Origin of the sequence: Paenilisteria portnoyi, from assembly GCF_014322795.1 — a bacterium.
GTDB classification, from domain to species: Bacteria; Bacillota; Bacilli; order Lactobacillales; family Listeriaceae; genus Listeria_A; species Listeria_A portnoyi.
Window position 1 is genome coordinate 80,962 of record NZ_JAASTT010000009.1, and the last position, 17,409, is coordinate 98,370.

The 17,409-nt window shown below is 43.9% G+C and carries 17 protein-coding genes and 1 other annotated feature (1 of these 18 only partly in view); of the genes, 15 read left to right on the top strand and 2 right to left on the bottom strand.

What is annotated here, in order from left to right:
• The first annotated feature begins 47 nt into the window (after positions 1-47).
• Positions 48-986: an L-lactate dehydrogenase gene (locus tag HCJ66_RS07930; protein WP_187132639.1), complete on the top strand. Its 939-nt coding sequence runs from the start codon at positions 48-50 to the stop codon at positions 984-986.
• 62 nt (positions 987-1,048) lie between these two features.
• On the opposite strand, the gene HCJ66_RS07935 is transcribed toward HCJ66_RS07930, so the two are convergent.
• Positions 1,049-1,186: a hypothetical protein gene (locus tag HCJ66_RS07935; protein ID WP_187132640.1), complete on the bottom strand. Its 138-nt coding sequence runs from the start codon at positions 1,184-1,186 to the stop codon at positions 1,049-1,051.
• A gap of 158 nt (positions 1,187-1,344) precedes the next feature.
• Here HCJ66_RS07935 and ruvA point away from each other — a divergent pair, with 158 nt between their 5' ends.
• From ruvA to dtd, 14 genes are all read left to right on the top strand, one after another.
• Positions 1,345-1,947, top strand: a complete 603-nt coding sequence (ruvA, locus tag HCJ66_RS07940) for a Holliday junction branch migration protein RuvA (RefSeq protein WP_187132641.1) — start codon at positions 1,345-1,347, stop codon at positions 1,945-1,947.
• Between the two features lie 18 nt (positions 1,948-1,965).
• On the top strand, positions 1,966-2,967 hold the full coding sequence (gene ruvB, locus HCJ66_RS07945) for a Holliday junction branch migration DNA helicase RuvB (RefSeq protein WP_187132642.1): 1,002 nt from the start codon (positions 1,966-1,968) through the stop codon (positions 2,965-2,967).
• Between the two features lie 14 nt (positions 2,968-2,981).
• A complete protein-coding gene (queA, locus tag HCJ66_RS07950) occupies positions 2,982-4,013 on the top strand; it encodes a tRNA preQ1(34) S-adenosylmethionine ribosyltransferase-isomerase QueA (RefSeq protein ID WP_187132643.1) in 1,032 nt (343 codons plus the stop codon).
• Positions 4,014-4,100: 87 nt separating this feature from the next.
• Positions 4,101-5,240: a tRNA guanosine(34) transglycosylase Tgt gene (gene tgt, locus HCJ66_RS07955; RefSeq protein ID WP_187132644.1), complete on the top strand. Its 1,140-nt coding sequence runs from the start codon at positions 4,101-4,103 to the stop codon at positions 5,238-5,240.
• A gap of 34 nt (positions 5,241-5,274) precedes the next feature.
• Positions 5,275-5,601 carry a preprotein translocase subunit YajC gene (gene yajC, locus HCJ66_RS07960; protein ID WP_051999329.1) on the top strand — a complete coding sequence of 109 codons (327 nt, stop codon included), beginning with the start codon at positions 5,275-5,277 and terminating at the stop codon, positions 5,599-5,601.
• Positions 5,602-5,846: 245 nt separating this feature from the next.
• The gene (locus HCJ66_RS07965; RefSeq protein WP_425489632.1) at positions 5,847-6,128 is read left to right on the top strand and encodes a post-transcriptional regulator; all 282 of its coding nucleotides are present in this window, start codon (positions 5,847-5,849) and stop codon (positions 6,126-6,128) included.
• A 70-nt stretch (positions 6,129-6,198) separates the two neighbouring features.
• Positions 6,199-8,460 carry a protein translocase subunit SecDF gene (gene secDF / locus HCJ66_RS07970; protein WP_187132646.1) on the top strand — a complete coding sequence of 754 codons (2,262 nt, stop codon included), beginning with the start codon at positions 6,199-6,201 and terminating at the stop codon, positions 8,458-8,460.
• Positions 8,461-8,595: 135 nt separating this feature from the next.
• Positions 8,596-8,853: a hypothetical protein gene (locus HCJ66_RS07975; protein WP_187132647.1), complete on the top strand. Its 258-nt coding sequence runs from the start codon at positions 8,596-8,598 to the stop codon at positions 8,851-8,853.
• An 88-nt stretch (positions 8,854-8,941) separates the two neighbouring features.
• The gene (locus HCJ66_RS07980) at positions 8,942-9,505 is read left to right on the top strand and encodes a hypothetical protein (RefSeq protein WP_187132648.1); all 564 of its coding nucleotides are present in this window, start codon (positions 8,942-8,944) and stop codon (positions 9,503-9,505) included.
• Positions 9,506-9,518: 13 nt separating this feature from the next.
• A complete protein-coding gene (locus tag HCJ66_RS07985) occupies positions 9,519-9,848 on the top strand; it encodes a LapA family protein (protein WP_187132649.1) in 330 nt (109 codons plus the stop codon).
• 83 nt (positions 9,849-9,931) lie between these two features.
• The gene (gene recJ / locus HCJ66_RS07990; protein WP_187132650.1) at positions 9,932-12,295 is read left to right on the top strand and encodes a single-stranded-DNA-specific exonuclease RecJ; all 2,364 of its coding nucleotides are present in this window, start codon (positions 9,932-9,934) and stop codon (positions 12,293-12,295) included.
• On the top strand, positions 12,292-12,813 hold the full coding sequence (locus HCJ66_RS07995; RefSeq protein WP_187132651.1) for an adenine phosphoribosyltransferase: 522 nt from the start codon (positions 12,292-12,294) through the stop codon (positions 12,811-12,813). The genes recJ and HCJ66_RS07995 overlap by 4 nt, the downstream gene beginning before the upstream one ends.
• A 167-nt stretch (positions 12,814-12,980) precedes the next feature.
• Entirely contained in the window at positions 12,981-15,200 is a 2,220-nt protein-coding gene (locus tag HCJ66_RS08000; RefSeq protein WP_187132652.1) for a RelA/SpoT family protein, read from the top strand.
• A 21-nt stretch (positions 15,201-15,221) separates the two neighbouring features.
• Positions 15,222-15,677, top strand: a complete 456-nt coding sequence (dtd, locus tag HCJ66_RS08005) for a D-aminoacyl-tRNA deacylase (protein WP_187132653.1) — start codon at positions 15,222-15,224, stop codon at positions 15,675-15,677.
• Between the two features lie 204 nt (positions 15,678-15,881).
• On the opposite strand, the gene HCJ66_RS08010 is transcribed toward dtd, so the two are convergent.
• Positions 15,882-17,168 (bottom strand): N-acetylmuramoyl-L-alanine amidase family protein, encoded by a 1,287-nt coding sequence (locus HCJ66_RS08010; protein ID WP_187132672.1) that lies wholly within the window; start codon positions 17,166-17,168, stop codon positions 15,882-15,884.
• A gap of 156 nt (positions 17,169-17,324) precedes the next feature.
• Positions 17,325-17,409 (top strand) — a binding site (T-box leader) (it continues 151 nt past the right edge of the window).

Consider the following 17,409-nt stretch of genomic DNA (forward strand, 5'->3'; position numbering starts at 1 on the left):
TCTGTGTAAAATAAGGGCAAGAATTGTGTGAGGAAGGATTGGTTCAATTGAAACCTAGAAAAGTAATGATTATCGGTGCTGGAAATGTTGGTTCGGCGGCGGCGCATGCTTTTGTGAATCAGAATATTTGTGAGGAATTAATTCTCGTTGACTTGAATACGGAGCGCGTGGAGGGCCATCGCAAGGATTTAGCGGATGCGGCGGCTTTTACGCATGACATGATGAAAATAAGCGTACGTGAGGCGAAGGACTGCCGTGATATTGACATTGCGGTAATCACGGTGACGGCGGGGGCTTTGAAAGAGGGGCAAACCCGATTGGATGAGCTGAAAAGTACGTCGCGCATTATTGCGAATATTGTTCCCGAAATGATGGGAAATGATTTTGAGGGGATTTTTTTAGTGGCGGCGAATCCTGTGGACATTATTACGTATCAAGTATGGCAGCTTTCTGGATTGCCGAGGCATCGGGTGCTCGGTACGGGGGTTTGGTTGGATACGACAAGGTTGCGTCGCTTGTTATCGGAGCAATTGGATGTGGCACCGCAGAGTATTGATGCTTTTGTGCTCGGGGAACATGGTGATTCGCAATTTCCAGTTTGGTCGCATTCGTCGGTGTACGGGAAGTCGATTAACGCTTATAGTAAAGAGAAGTTTGGAACGGAATTTGATTTAAAAGAAATTGGTGATCGTGCGCGGGATACTGGTTTTGAGATATACCATCAAAAAGGATGCACGGAATATGGTATTGCTGGGACGATTGTGGAAATTTGTCGCAATATTTTTAGCGGTAGTCATCGCGCCTTGGCGGTTTCTTGTGTGCTCGATGGGGAATACGGAAAACGTGGGATTGCTATCGGAGTGCCAGCTGTTCTAGCGCAAGATGGGGTCAAGGAAATTATTGAGCTATCATTGAATGAATTAGAACAAGAGCAATTTGATGCGTCTGCGGCGGTGATTGCGGAGAATATTACGCATTTAGGATGAAAAAAGAACGGCTTACAAGCATCTGTCTTTCGCGTTTAGACGGATATTTGTAAGTCGTTTTCTTATTTTCCCTCTTTTTTTAACTGTTTTAGTTTTTGATTGACATGATGGTTGGTCACGGATGTGTTTGCAGGGCTGCCAATGGATGCGATTATGTTAAGTAATTTTTTTAGGGTTGTAACAATAGTTTTTTCTGACATGATTATCACCTCATCTTCTTATTGTATGCGTTTTCTTGGTTTGAGGCAAGTTAGAACAGGATAAAATGTCGCAAACAATGATTTGTGGTAGTACAAATGTTCTTTTTTATGCTATCATGGAGGGAGTGAATTTATTTTTAGATGGAGGGGCATTTTCTTTGTATGAATATATAAAAGGTACGGTGACGGATATTTCTCCGGAGTATATTGTGATTGAGGCGGGTCACATTGGTTATCAAATTATTACTGGGAATCCTTTTTCTTTCTCGAGTTTAGAGGGGAAGGAGACCAAGGTTTATTTATATCAACATGTGCGCGAGGATAATATTTCCTTGTTTGGTTTTCAGACTTCTGAGGAGCGTTATTTATTTAAGAAATTGCTCGGCGTGTCTGGAATTGGGCCGAAAAGTGCGCTGGCGATCATTGCTGCGGGCGATCCGGTGCCGCTTATTTCGGCGATTGAAGCGGAAGACGACGTGTATTTGACGAAATTTCCGAGCGTTGGGAAAAAGACGGCGCGCCAGATTATTTTGGACTTAAAAGGGAAGCTTGCGGATGTGGCGGCGGATCAGATTACGGTTCAGAAGGCGACGAAGGACATTTCCGACGGGTTACCGCCAGCGCTTGAGGAGGCAGTTTTGGCACTCGAGGCGCTTGGTTATAGTACGCGGGAGCTCAAAAAAGTATTGCCGAAATTGGAAAAAGAAGTGTTGACGAGCAATGATTACATTAAATTGGCGCTTCAGCTCATGACGAAATAAGGATAGGGGGAATGTGATATGGAAGACCGCATCATTTCTGGTGAAAATGTGAATCAAGAAGAAATTTCCTTCGAGAAAAGTCTCCGCCCACAGACCTTAGCGCAATACATTGGGCAAGAAAAAGTGAAACATAATTTAGCGGTTTTTATTGAGGCGGCGAAACAGCGGGAAGAGGCGTTGGATCATGTGCTTTTATACGGGCCACCGGGGCTTGGGAAGACGACGCTGGCGATGGTGATTGCCAATGAAATGGGGACCGCGATGCGTACGACGAGTGGACCTGCGATTGAGCGTCCTGGGGATTTGGCGACGATTTTGACGACGCTTGAACCGGGGGATGTGCTGTTTATTGACGAGATTCATCGATTGAACCGCTCGATTGAGGAGATTCTATATCCGGCGATGGAGGATTATTGTTTGGATATTGTAATTGGGACGGGTCCTACAGCGCGTTCAGTTCGTTTGGATTTGCCGCCGTTTACATTGATCGGAGCGACGACACGTGCGGGGCAGTTATCGGCGCCTTTGCGTGATCGGTTTGGCGTGATTGATCATTTGGAATTTTATTCGGAGGAGCAGTTGACGGAAATCGTGACGCGGACGGCGGATATTTTGGATACGGAAGTCGAGAAATATGGCGCGGTTGAGATTGCGAGACGATCACGTGGAACGCCGCGTATTGCGAATCGTCTGCTAAAACGGGTGCGTGATTTTGCGCAAGTTCGTAGTGATGGGCTGGTGACGGAGAGTTTGGCGCGTGAGGCGTTGACTTTATTGCAGGTTGATCCGCGAGGCTTGGACACGATTGATCAGCGTTTGCTGGCGACGATCATTGGCTCGTTTCGTGGTGGGCCGGTTGGCTTGGATACGATTGCGGCGAGTATTGGCGAGGAACGTGAAACGATTGAAGATATGCAAGAACCATATTTGTTACAGATTGGCTTTTTGCAGCGGACGCCACGTGGGAGACTGGTGACGGATGCGGCTTATGAGCATTTAGGATTAACGAAAAGTGAATGAAAAGGTGTGTCGAAATGAGAGTAGAGGATTTTGATTTTGAATTACCAGAGGAATTAATTGCGCAGACGCCATTGCTTGATCGGACGTCTAGTCGGTTGATGTTATTGAATAAGGAAACGGGTGTTATCGAGGACAAGCATTTCCCTGCGATTTTGGAGCATTTGGATGCGGGTGATGCGCTTGTTTTGAACGATACGCGTGTGTTACCAGCTAGACTCCACGGAGAAAAGGCAGAGACAGGTGCGCACATTGAAGTTTTGTTATTGAAACAGACGGAAGGCGATGCTTGGGAAACGCTTGTGAAACCAGCAAAACGGATTCGTAAAGGGATGCGTATCTTGTTTGGCGATGGCGAACTTTCGGCGGTTTGTTTGGAAGAATTGGAACATGGTGGCCGTATTTTGCAATTTGAGTATAGCGGTATTTTCTATGAAATTTTAGAACGTTTGGGCGAGATGCCTTTGCCTCCATATATCAAGGAACAATTGGCGGATCAAGATCGTTACCAAACTGTTTTTGCGCGGGAAAATGGTTCTGCGGCGGCGCCAACAGCTGGGTTGCATTTCACGGAAGACTTGCTTGATCAGGTTCGTGCGAAAGGTGTGAAAGTGGTATTTTTGACGCTTCATGTTGGGTTGGGAACGTTCCGGCCAGTGGATGTGGAAGATACGGTGAATCACAAAATGCATTCGGAATTTTACCGTTTAACCGCGGAAGCAGCGCAGGAATTGAATGATGTGAAAGCGGCTGGTGGCAAGGTGGTAGCTGTGGGAACGACATCGATTCGGACATTGGAAACGATTGCGTCGAAATTTGATGGGAAACTGCAAGAAGATAGTGGCTGGACGGAGATTTTTATTTCGCCAGGTTACACGTTTAAAGCGGTGGATGCCTTGATTACGAATTTCCATTTGCCAAAGTCGACGCTTATCATGTTGGTGAGTGCGCTTGCGGATCGTGAAAAAATTATGACGGCTTATGAACACGCGGTTGCGCAGAAATATCGCTTCTTTAGTTTCGGCGATGCGATGTTTATTTATGCTTAATTTATTTTTTTACTAGAAAAGACTTGTTTTTCGGTGCTTTTTTAGATATGCTATGATTTGGATATCACAAATAGAAAGAGGTAGAAAATGGCTGCGATTACCTATGAACTAATAAAAACTGATAAGCAAACAGGCGCCCGTCTCGGCAAAATTCACACGCCGCACGGTTCTTTTGATACGCCTATGTTTATGCCGGTGGGGACGCTTGCAACAGTTAAAACGATGTCTCCAGAGGAACTAAAAGCAATGGGTTCAGGCATTATTTTGAGCAATACGTATCACTTATGGCTACGACCTGGTGAGGATTTGATTGAGGAAGCTGGTGGTCTTCACAAATTTATGAACTGGGATCAGGCGATTTTGACGGATTCTGGCGGTTACCAAGTGTTTAGCTTGAGCGATATGCGTGATATTAAGGAAGAAGGCGTGCATTTCCGCAATCATTTGAACGGGGATAAGCTGTTCCTTTCACCTGAAAAAGCGATTCAAATTCAAAACTCGCTCGGGTCGGATATTATGATGTCCTTTGACGAATGTCCGCCATATCCGGCGACACATGACTACATGAAAAAATCGATTGAACGGACGTCTCGTTGGGCTGAACGTGGTTTGAAAGCGCACGCTCGTCCGCATGACCAAGGGCTTTTTGGGATTGTGCAGGGTGGTTCGTATAAAGATTTACGTGAGCAAAGTGCGCGTGATCTAGTTTCGATGGATTTTCCTGGTTATTCGATCGGGGGATTGTCCGTTGGTGAGCCAAAAGATATTATGAATGAAGTGTTGGAGTATACGACGCCATTATTACCAGCGAATAAACCGCGTTATTTGATGGGTGTGGGTTCGCCTGACGCGCTGATTGACGGTGTGATTCGGGGGATTGATATGTTTGATTGCGTGCTTCCAACGCGTATTGCGAGAAATGGTACATGTATGACAAGTCAAGGTCGGTTAGTTGTTCGAAATGCCAAATTTGCGCGTGATTTCCGTCCGATCGATGAAGCTTGTGATTGCTATACATGCAAAAATTACTCGCGTGCCTACATTCGACATTTGATTCGTTGTGATGAAACTTTTGGAATTAGGCTTACTACTTATCATAATCTACATTTTCTGTTAAACTTAATGGAGCAGGTTCGTGGTGCAATTATGAACGACCGACTTGCTGATTTCCAGGAAGAATTTTTTGAGCAGTATGGCCTTAATGGTCCGAATGCGAAAAATTTCTAATATAGAATAAAAATGAAAGGAGCTGAATAAACACATGGCAATGTTAATACCGTTATTATTAATGATCGTATTGTTCTACTTCTTGCTTATCCGTCCACAACAAAAACGTCAAAAAGAAGTAACATCAATGCAAAGTGGTCTATCTAAAGGCGATAAAATCATTACTATCGGAGGATTGCACGGAACAGTCGTAGCAATTGAAGATGGCAATATTGTACTTGATTGTGCTGGTAGTGAACTAACTTTTGATCGCAATGCAGTTCGTACTGTTTTAGCGAAAGCAGACGCAGTTGAGGAAGAAGTGGTGGAAGCGGAAGTTGAAGAAGTAACAACAACGGAAGTGGATACCGAAAAAAAATAAGTTTACTTTTTGAAAAAACAAGCCGTGGATTAAAATCCTTGTAGCGGCTTGTTTTTTCTTGTAGATAAATGGGTATATAGAAATATCGCCAAGCAAGAAAAGTTACATTTTGGAGATTCAATATAATCGTTTTGTGAGTGGATGGAAATAAAGATTTGGCTTTTTTGGAGATTATGCTTCCCATTTACTTCATAATTAGATAAAATGAATCTATGTTGTTTGAAAAAGAAGGTGTGAGAATGAGGATGGGATCCGACAAAGAATGGTATGACCAGTTAGAAACAGCAATTTTAATTCGTGTAGAAGATTTTCAATTGATGGGTTACCGTGAAATCAAAGCGGAACATATTTGGTCTTTTTTGGTTGAAGTTGTTTGGAAGGATCAAGAAGACCCGCGTTTGCATCAGCGCATTCACGACATTTTACAAATGAAAATAGCATCATTAATGGACTTTATTACCATGGGGCCGCCAGAAGAAGCTGCGAAAGAAGATACTTCGCTGCAACTGACGGAAGTCCAAGAGTAGCATTCTACATAGCGTAATGGCGCCTACAAAGGTGTCTGTTGTTAGTAGATGAGGGAGGAATTAGAAAGAAATGATAAAGAAAAGTAAAATAATTACATTTTTCCTGATTGTAGCAATTATTTTTGGAACAGTTATTTTTACTGCAAAACCTGTTCTAGATAAGATTAATCTCGGTCTAGATTTGCAAGGTGGTTTCGAGGTTCTTTACCAAGTGGAACCTGCTGATGGAAAAAGTAAAGTAACAGATGACGTAATGAAAGAAACCGTGGCAACGCTTGATCAGCGGATTAATGCCTTGGGTGTAAACGAGCCGGTCATCACGATTGAAAGTGGTAATCGTATTCGTGTACAACTAGCGGGTGTAACCGATCAAAATGAAGCACGAAAAATTCTATCTACACAAGCAGTCTTATCGTTCCGTGATGCTGACGATAAACTGATGATGGATGGTAGTGATCTTGTACCTGGCAGCGCGAAAGCTGTCACAAACGACAAAAACCAAGCAATTGTTACGCTAGAACTGAAAAGCAAAGATAAATTTGCGAATGTGACGAAAACAATTGCTGCAAAAGCGCCTGATAACCAGTTAGTCATTTGGCTTGATTGGAAAGAAGGCTTGAAGTACAAAACAGAGCGTGTGAAAGAAAATCCAGCCTATTTATCTGCTCCAAACGTAGATCGTGAGCTGGATACGAAGAAAGTTGAGATTTCTGGTAGTTTTACGATGGATTCTGCGAAAGAACTTGCGAATCTATTAAATTCTGGTGCACTACCTGTTAAATTGACAGAAGTTTATTCTACATCGGTTGGCGCGCAATTTGGTCAAGATGCGTTGGCTGAAACTGTTTTAGCTGGATTAATCGGTGTTATGGCTATCTTTATCTTCATGATGGCTGTATATCGTTTACCAGGTATTATTGCTTCTATTACGCTTGTGGCATACACATATATCGTATTGCTTATTCTAGGATTGTTAAATGCAACCCTTACACTACCAGGTATTGCCGGGTTAATTCTTGGTATTGGTATGGCGGTAGATGCCAACGTTATTACCTACGAGCGGATAAGGGAAGAACTCAAGGTTGGTAAGTCCACGAAAACAGCCTTCGATACAGGTGGGAAAGAATCCTTCAGAGCTATCTTTGATGGAAACATTTCGACGCTGATCGTTGCTGGGGTTCTTTTCTACTTCGGAACAAGTTCTATTAAAGGTTTTGCGACGGTTCTGATTATTAGTATCTTGGTAAGTTTCTTGACTGCTGTTTGGGGTTCAAGAGCGCTTATGGGGCTTCTAGTAAGCAGTAACGCGTTGAATAATAAACCTGGTTTGTTTGCTGTTCGACGTAAAGATATTCATGATTTACATGAAGGTAAGCAGACATTTGATTTGAAAACGCATTTTGATAAGTATGATTTTGTGAAACATCATCGTGCCTTCCTAACAACCTTCACACTTATTGTGGTAGTTGGTATTGTGATATTATCGATATTCAAGCTAAATCTAGGTATTGATTTTGCGAGTGGTACGCGTGCGGAGGTCACTTCAAAACAACCGCTTACGGAGCAAATGATTGACAAAGATTTGAAAGAAATCGATATGCCTTCTGAGGATGTCACGTTCCAAAATAATAATAAGACCGCTGTTATCAGCTATAAGGGAGCGCTAACGCAAGACGAAGTGGCTAAATTTAAAACACACTTCACGAAAGCGTATGGTGAGGAACCTAATATTAGTACGGTAACGCCGACTGTTGGACAGGAACTTGCGAAGGATGGATTATGGGCGCTTGCCATTGCCTCGATACTAATTGTGATTTATATCGCTTTTCGTTTCGAGTTGTCAATGGGTGTCGCGACGATTCTGTCGTTACTATTTGATGCCTTTATGATCTTCATCTTCTTTAGTATCTTCCAGCTGGAGGTCGATCTGACATTTATTGCGGCGGTGCTGACCGTTATCGGTTACTCCATCAATGATACGATTGTTACGGCGGATAGGATTCGAGACGTTTCCTTCAAAATGGGACGCTTCAAAAAACCGGAAGATATCGCTTTTGCGGTGAACCATGGTTTACGTCAAACGTTCATCCGTTCTATCAATACGATATTAACTGTATTATTCACGGTTATCGCGCTTATTATCTTTGGTAATGAGTCGATCCTGAACTTCTCGATTGCGCTATTAGTTGGATTAGTATCTAGTGTGTTCTCATCCATCTTCATGGCAATGCAATTGTGGTATGTATTCAAGAAACGTGAGTTGAAGAAAAAAGGCGTTATTAATACGCAGAAGAAAAAGAAACGCGCAAGAACAGACCAACCAGTCGTATAATCTGTGATAAGCGGATTTTCGGCAAGACTTAGCTAACGCGTCTAATGCCGAATGTTTATCTTATCTGAGATGTAAAAAATCAGGTGAGGTAGGCATTCGGCATTTTTTATTGAGAATAAGGAGTACGGTGGGAACATGATTTGGCAGATAGTTGTGATAGCAATCGGTGTGGGGCTTTTTGTGCTCGGGTTGTTCTATTCGAAGGATTGGCATAATGGTTGGTTAGATGGTGGCTGGCCGAGTTTTGATGGATCGGATTCGTTTTTCTTTTCTATCATTGCAGGTGTGGTTGCGCTAATGTTGATGATTTTGCCATGGTATGTCATGAAGTCGCTACTTATTACTGGTGGTTTGGCGCTAGTTTATTGTGCGATTTGGGTATTTTCGTTTTAGGAGGATTCTGGATGCATAAAAGAAAGTACGTGAAGAAATAGGAAAATCGCTCGTCCTCAGATGATTTGAAAGAAATGAGGAGATTTTGGTGGACAGAGAGATTTTGTGCCGTGTGTTGAAAAATGCGATGAAAGCACAGACGATTTTGTATATTTATAATGATTCGACGAGTAAAGATGAACGGTATGGCGGTTTTGTCCAGTTGGTAACGAAGGATTACTTGGTGTTGCGGGTTGTTTCATCGCAGGCACAGGCGGCGGGGTATTTGATTGCTAGGCTGGATTTGATTTTTCGTGTTGATGCTGGTGGGCAGGACGCTAAGCGAGCGGAGCGGTTATATTATCTAAATCAGGAAAAGCATGATGATTTTGAGCTGAGTACGTTTGGGAATGTATTGGCGAATGTGCTGACATTGGCGATGGATCAGAAAATCGCAATCGCGGTGTTTTTGGATCAGGATGATGAGCGCGAGACGTTGAATGGTTATGTGCGCCATGTTGTGAAGGAACATATCGTGATGGATGATTTGGATAATGGTGCGGAGTCTTACGGCGAGGTTCATTTTGAGTTGTCGGCGATTATTGATATACAGGTTGGTTCGCGTGATTTAGAGAATTTGGCGTTGCTTTATGAGCAGCCAAAATGGGATTAAGGAGGAGTTTTAGATGAAAGTACAATGGCAAGTAATTGTTGGGATTGTGTTGGCGATTGTGATTGCGATTTTTGCGGTGATAAATGTGGATGATGTGAAGGTGAATTTCTTGTTTGCCTATGTGGAGTGGCCGCTGATTTTAGTTATTTTGGGATCGGTTTTGATTGGTGGGTTGATTTTCTTCTGTCTGAATATTGTTCGTACGAATTCGATGAAGAAGCAAGTCAAGACGCTTGAGGCTGCGAAAAAGGAATTAGAACGTTCGCTAGCTGCGGAAAAATCGCGTAAAGTGAAAGTTTCGGAAGTAGAAGTTACAGATAGTGCGCCGAAACCAACTGTATGACAGAAATTAAAGGAAGGCTGCCTAATTAGGTGGTCTTTTTTATGTTTTTTGGGTATAATGGGTAGGTTGAGGGGTGGTAAATCATGATTCATTCTAAATATAAATGGCAGGTGGAGACGGCGGATGCGGCGGCGATGCAACAGGTGGCTGATGAGCTGAAATGTACGCTACCGATGGCGGAGTTATTTGCGCGTCGCAAGGTCACGACTGCTGGTCAATTGGATAAATTTTTAAATCCGGACAAGTATGAGGCGTATGATCCATTTTTGTTTGCGGAGATGGGGCTTGCGGTCGACCGGATTAAGCAGGCGATTGATGCCAAGGAGCAGATTCTTGTTTATGGGGATTATGACGCGGACGGTGTGACGAGTGTGACGGTGTTGTTGAAGACGTTGCGTAAACTCGGCGCGAATGCTGATTTTTATATTCCGAATCGCTTTACGGAAGGCTATGGACCGAATGTGGCGGCTTTTACGCAGGCGAAGGATTCGGGCGTAGATTTGCTGATTACGGTGGATAATGGGATTTCGGCGCTGGATGTGATGGCGCATGCGAAGGCGATTGGTCTGGACGTGATTGTGACGGATCATCATGAGGCGAAGGAAACGATGCCTGAGGCGGTCGCTGTGATTCATCCGCGTCATCCGGAGTCTAATTACCCATTTCCTGATTTAGCGGGTGTTGGGGTGGCTTACAAGCTGGCTCACGCGTTGTTAGGCGAGGAACCGACGGAATTGCTGGACTTAGTGGCGATTGGGACGGTGGCGGATTTGGTTTCGCTGACGGATGAGAATCGTTTGTTTGTGCAAAAAGGACTGCGAATTCTGCGGGAGAATGCGAATATCGGTGTGTCTGCTTTGGCAAAACTGGCTAGCGCGAAGCTTCCAGAGGCTACCGAGGAAACGATTGGTTTCGTGATTGCGCCACGTTTGAATGCAGTTGGTCGTTTAGGCCCTGCGGATCCGGCGGCTGATTTATTGCTTACGGAAGATCCGGAAGAGGCGGTTTTCTTGGCGGAGGAAATTGATGAGGCAAATAAAGAACGGCAAACGATTGTGGCACAGATTGCTGAGGAAGCGATTGCGATGATTGAAGCGGAGTTTCTTGGTGAAGGGAATGAAGTGCTTGTCATCGGGAAAGCGGGCTGGAATCCTGGTGTTGTGGGGATTGTGGCTTCGCGATTGGTGGATCGTTACGCGCGACCTGTGATTGTGCTTGGTTTTGATGAGGTGACGGGAATCGCGAAAGGCTCTGGGCGTAGTATCGAGGCGTTTCATTTATACCAAGCGCTTGACGCGAATCAGGAGCTTTTAAAAGCGTTTGGTGGACATCCGATGGCGGCTGGTATGACGCTTGATGTGGCGGATGTAGCGACGTTGCGGGCCAATTTATCGAAGCTGGCTCGGGAAACGTTGTCGCCGGATGATTTTGTGTCCATTTTGCGTGTGGAAGAGGCGATTCCAGTCGAGACGGTGACGATTGATTTTATCACGCAGTTGAACAAGTTGGCGCCTTTTGGTACGGATAATCCCAAACCAGTTTTTGCGTTGGAAGGTGTTCGGTTGAGCGGTACGAAGCGGATTGGCGCGGACAAGAACCATCTGAAAACGGCGATTACAGCGGATTCTGGTGCGTCGATTGATGCGGTTGGATTTGGAACTGGCGAGCTCGTTGAAAAAATTTCCCCGATGGCAAAAGTGGATGTGGTCGGAGAATTATCGATTAATGAATGGAATAATATGCGCAAACCGCAACTCCGTATTGTGGACTTGAGAATTGGACATTGGCAATTGTTTGATGTCAGAAGTCGAGCGGAATGGGAAAAGTTGCTGCAAACGGATGGCATGGCGGATAAGGTTTTCGTGTGTTTCCAAGATGGAACCAAGGAAAAATTGTTAGCGTCGAATGCGAATCTTGTTTGTACGCAGATTCAGTCGATCGAGGACTGCGTGGATGCTGCAACGAAAGATCTTATTTTTGCGGATATGCCGGATGATGTGGCTTTGCTTGAGGCGCTAGTTACGAATACGGCGGCGGATCGGATTTATTTGCATGTCGAGGCCAAAAATGGAAATGCGATTGCGTCGATGCCTAGTCGTCAGCATTTCGCGCAACTCTATGCGGTACTTAAAAAACACCAACCTTTCCCGCTCGCTCAAAATATGTCGCGTCTTTGTAAGCAATTTAGTTGGACGGATGATCACGTTGATTTTATGTCACGCGTGTTTTTTGATCTAAATTTTGCTACAATAGAGGATGGCGTGATTAGATTGAATGAAATTGGGGAAAAACGTAATCTGGAGGAATCGGCTGTTTATAAGGCTCGAGAATACCGCATTGCGATGGAACAGAAATTACTCTACTCCAATTACAACGAACTGTACGATTGGATGGAGAAGCTGATGAATTCGAAGGGGAATTCAATTTTGGAGGAAATAGTGAAATGAACTTAGAAGAATTGAGAAGTTATGTAGCGATTGTAAATGATTGGCCAAAAGAAGGTATTGTTTTTAAAGATATTACACCGCTTATGAGCCATGGTGAGGCTTACAAATTTGCGACGGACCAAATTGTAGAATATGCAAAAAAATTGAGCGTCGATGTTATTGTCGGACCTGAAGCGCGTGGTTTTATCATCGGATGTCCGGTGGCTTATTCGCTTGGTGTTGGCTTTGCACCAGTTCGTAAACCGAATAAATTGCCGCGTGAAACGGTGGATATGGAATATGATTTAGAGTATGGGACGAACAAATTATCGATGCATAAAGATGCGATTCAACCTGGTCAACGCGTGCTTATTACGGATGATTTGTTAGCGACAGGTGGTACGATTGAAGCAACGATTAAACTGGTGGAAGAACTCGGCGGCGTTGTGGCTGGCTGTGCTTTCTTAATCGAACTAACAGAGCTTGAAGGCCATAAAAAATTAGAAGGATATGACCGTCTGATTTTGATGGATTTCTAAGGCTATTTTCAAAAAAAGTGTTTTTTCAGGCTCAAGCAACAAAATTACTTTGTGAGTCGTCTAAAACATGTTATAATATCAAATAAGAATTATTTTAAAAAGCACTCATTCGTGGGTGCTTTTACATACTTTACAGATAGAGTGGATGAAAAGGGTGTGGGGACATTATGGCTAAAGAACAAAATTTAACAGCGGATCAAGTAATTGAAATGGCTTCTCATTACATGAATGAGGAGCATCTTGCGGTTGTCAAAAAGGCGTGTGATTATGCACGTGAGGCGCACAAGGATCAATTCCGCAAATCGGGGGAACCTTACATTATTCACCCTATCCAAGTAGCAGGAATTTTAGTGGAGCTGGAGATGGATCCGGCTACTGTTGCTTCAGGATTTTTGCACGATGTTGTAGAAGATACGCCGATTACGTTGCGGGATTTAGAAGAGGCATTTAGCCCAGAAATCGCGATGATTGTCGATGGCGTTACAAAACTCGGAAAAATTAAATACAAATCGCATGAAGAGCAGCAAGCAGAGAATCACCGCAAAATGTTCATCGCAATGGCGCAGGATATTCGCGTTATGCTTGTGAAATTGGCAGATAGACTACACAACATGCGGACGTTGAAGCATTTGCCGGTGGAGAAACAGCGCCGTATTGCGAATGAGACGTTAGAAATTTTTGCACCGATTGCGCATCGCTTGGGGATTTCCCGTGTGAAATGGGAACTTGAGGACACCGCGTTACGTTATTTGAATCCGCAACAATATTACCGCATTGTGCATTTGATGAAGCAGAAGCGGGAAGAGCGGGAACGTTACTTGCACGATGTGATTGATGGCGTGAATGAGAATCTGGATGAACTGCATATCAAGGCGGATATTTCTGGTCGCCCGAAACATATTTATTCGATTTACCGCAAAATGTCGGAGCAACACAAGCAGTTTAACGAAATCTATGACTTGCTAGCGGTTCGAATTTTAGTGGATAGTATTAAGGACTGTTACGCGGTTCTTGGGATCATCCATACGCGTTGGAAGCCGATGCCAGGCCGTTTTAAAGATTATATTGCAATGCCGAAATCAAATATGTATCAGTCGCTTCATACGACAGTGATTGGTCCGCAAGGCGAGCCGTTAGAAGTGCAAATTCGGACGCTGGAAATGCATCAAATCGCAGAGTACGGGGTTGCGGCGCATTGGGCTTACAAAGAGGGGAAAGTCATCAATTCTAAGACTTCCTTCGACAACAAAATGAGCTGGTTCCGCGAAATTATTGAATATCAAAATGAGTCGGAAAACGCCGAGGAATTCATGGAATCGCTGAAACTCGATTTGTTCACCGATGTTGTCTATGTTTTTACACCAAAAGGAGATGTGTTCGAACTGCCAAACGGTTCTGTACCGCTTGATTTTGCTTATCGAATCCATACCGAAATTGGGAACAAGACGATAGGCGCCAAAATTAACGGCAAAATTGTCACACTTGATTATAAATTAAAAACAGGCGATATCATTGAAATTTTGACATCGAAACATTCGTATGGACCAAGTCGTGATTGGTTGAAACTCGTGCAGACGTCGCAAGCGAAAAATAAGATTCGTCAGTTCTTCAAACGCCAAGCGAAAGAAGAGAACGTCGAAAAAGGTCGCGATATGGTAGAAAAAGAGTTGCGCCAACTTGACTTTGATCCGAAGAAAGTAATGACAACGGAAAATATGAATAAGCTTGGAGAACGCCTGAATTTTAGCCATGAAGATGATTTGTTTGCGGCGGTAGGTTATAACGGTATTACAGCACTTCAAGTTGCGAATCGTTTGACGGAGAAAGAGCGACGCATACGGGAATTGGAAGAGCAAGCAGAGATGCTAACAAACAAAATTGAAGCGAAACCGAAAAACCCGACGGATAGCAATAACGAGCGCCTTAAAATCAAGCATAATGCGGGTGTGGTCGTGCAAGGTATCGGTAATTTACTCATCCGCTTATCGCGCTGTTGTAATCCGGTGCCAGGTGACGAAATTGTTGGGTACATCACAAAAGGTCGCGGTATTTCGATTCACCGGAAAGATTGTCCGAATGTCACAGGTCCAGATACCGAGCGTTTGATCGATGTGGATTGGGAAGACGCGGATATGACGGCTAAAACCGATTACAACGTCGATATTGAGGTGTTTGGCTATAATCGTAATGGCATGCTGAATGATATCTTGCAAGTCGTGAACAGCCTTACAAGCAATATTAACGGCGTGAATGCAAAAGTGGATAATAACAAAATGGCGACGCTCGTCCTAACGCTTCAGATTCATAATATTAATCATTTGCAACGCGTTGTCGATAAGATTAAGCAAGTTCCTGATGTCTACACGGTTAGACGTTTAATGAATTGAGACTGACTGGGGGAATTTAGTATGCGAGTTGTGGCGCAGCGCTGTTATGAAGCTAGTGTAACGATTGATGATGAAAATGTGGGCGAAATCGCTGGTGGGCTTTGTCTACTAGTTGGTTTCACGCATGGCGATACAGAAGAAGACGTAAAGTATATTGTGAATAAAATTGTCGGATTGCGTATTTTTGAAGACGATGAGGATAAAATGAATTTGTCGATTCGAGATTTTGGTGGGGCAATTCTTAGTGTTTCTCAGTTCACGTTATATGCCGATGTGAAAAAGGGGCGCCGTCCGAGTTTTACGAATTCAGCGGCTCCTGATGTGGCATCGGATTTGTATGATTTGTTTAACAAACTGCTTGCGGCTGAAGGGATTGTTGTTGAGACCGGGGTTTTCGGTGCAATGATGGATGTACGGATTGTGAATCATGGTCCGGTGACGATTATTTTGGACTCGCAGGAGTTGTTAGGGAAATAGGGTTGTAGGTAATGAAAAAATGCTAGGACAAGATTTGGAATCTCGTCCTAGCATTTTTTTGTTTTGTGTGTCCTGTTTTGAATCTCCGAATCGGGTCTCACGGGCTAGCTCCTCGAAATTTTCGAGCCCTCCACAAAAAACAAGTGCGGGTTTTTATTGCGGCCCCTAACAAATTTTTTCGGAGCTAACGAGCCCGTTCGACACCTAGTTTTTAAAGTAATTACTCAACCCCTCAAAAATCGAATCGGCGACGTCTTCGCGGAAGCCGTTGGAGTTCATTTTTTCTTCGTCGATGCTTGAACTTAGGTAACCTAGTTCTAGCAACACGGACGGCTGGGTGTTTTCGCGTAGTACGTAGAAGTCGCCGGAGCGTGTGCCGCGGTTTTTGCTTGTTAGGTTGCTTGCTAGGCTCGCGTTGATGCTTTCGGCTAAGCTTTGGTCTTTATTTTTATAGTAATATGTCGTTTGTCCGTTAACGCTGGTATTGCTTGCGTCTTCTACGGAATCAAAATGAAGCGAAATGAAGGCGTCTGCGTTGTATTTTTCTGCTTTTCGAGCGCGATCTTTCAGGGAAATATAGTCATCGCTATCCCTTGTCAAAATAACTTTTGCACCGCTTTGTTCTAAGCGTTTTACCACCGCTTTAGCCGTTTTTAAGGTTGCTTTCTTTTCTACAGTACCATTCTGACCTTGTGCGCCTGGATCGTTTCCTCCGTGGCCTGGGTCAATAACGATGGTTGCCTCAGCAAGTGATGTTGTTTTGGATTTCGGTGCGCTTTTGGTTTTGGAAGTTGAGACATCAACAACCCAGTTGGCTACGTAACCTTGTGCGCCGGATGATGTTGTGATTTGATACCAATCGCCTTGCACGCCGTCGATATTATAGACGGTACCGGAATCGGCTTTCTCAATTGTGTTATTATTGCGACCTGGTCCTGAACGGATATTCGTACCGTTAGATCGGACGGTGACGGTTTGCAAATTGCTTTTTGATTCTTTGGTTGCTGATTCTTGCATCTTGATGTATGTCGAGCTCACCCACGCGGTTTGACCTTGGTACTGGATTTGCGTCCAACCATTGGATTGGCTTGTGACGGTGATTTGGTCGCCGCCTTTCAAGTTTCCGAGTATGGTGCTATTTGTGGATGGTTTGCTACGAACATTCAGACCGCCGTCGCTTGTTACGGTAGCGAGACTGTTACTGGAAGCACTGACATCGATATTTTTAACGAGCCAACTTGCCACGTAACCACTTTGCCCGTTTTCGAGGCGAACTTTATACCACTTATTTTCCTCGTCGATCACGTTTAGAATTTCATTTTTTCTGACTTGAGATGTGACGTCGAATGCGAGTCCTGGTCCGCTTCTGACGTTTAGAACTTCCGCTTTTACTTGCACCGTGTTTGCATTTGCCATCGCGATTGTAGACAAGATGCCGGCTCCAATAAGCAAGAACGAGAGCACGGTTATAAACAGGAACTTATTTTTCATCAATGGACACCACCTATACCCCTAAATAAATATCTACTATAAAAAGATTATCACAAAACAAGGTATTATGAAACAGTAAACCCACAATTTCACGATTATTTTTCAAAACGTTATTGACTTTTGAGCCAAATTCTAGTAGTCTTAAGGGTAATTAATAGATGACCGATGACGGAGAAAAGTATAACAAGCATTTGCTGGTAAAGAGAGACGGGTTCCTAGGCTGTAAAACCTGTCGCAGTTA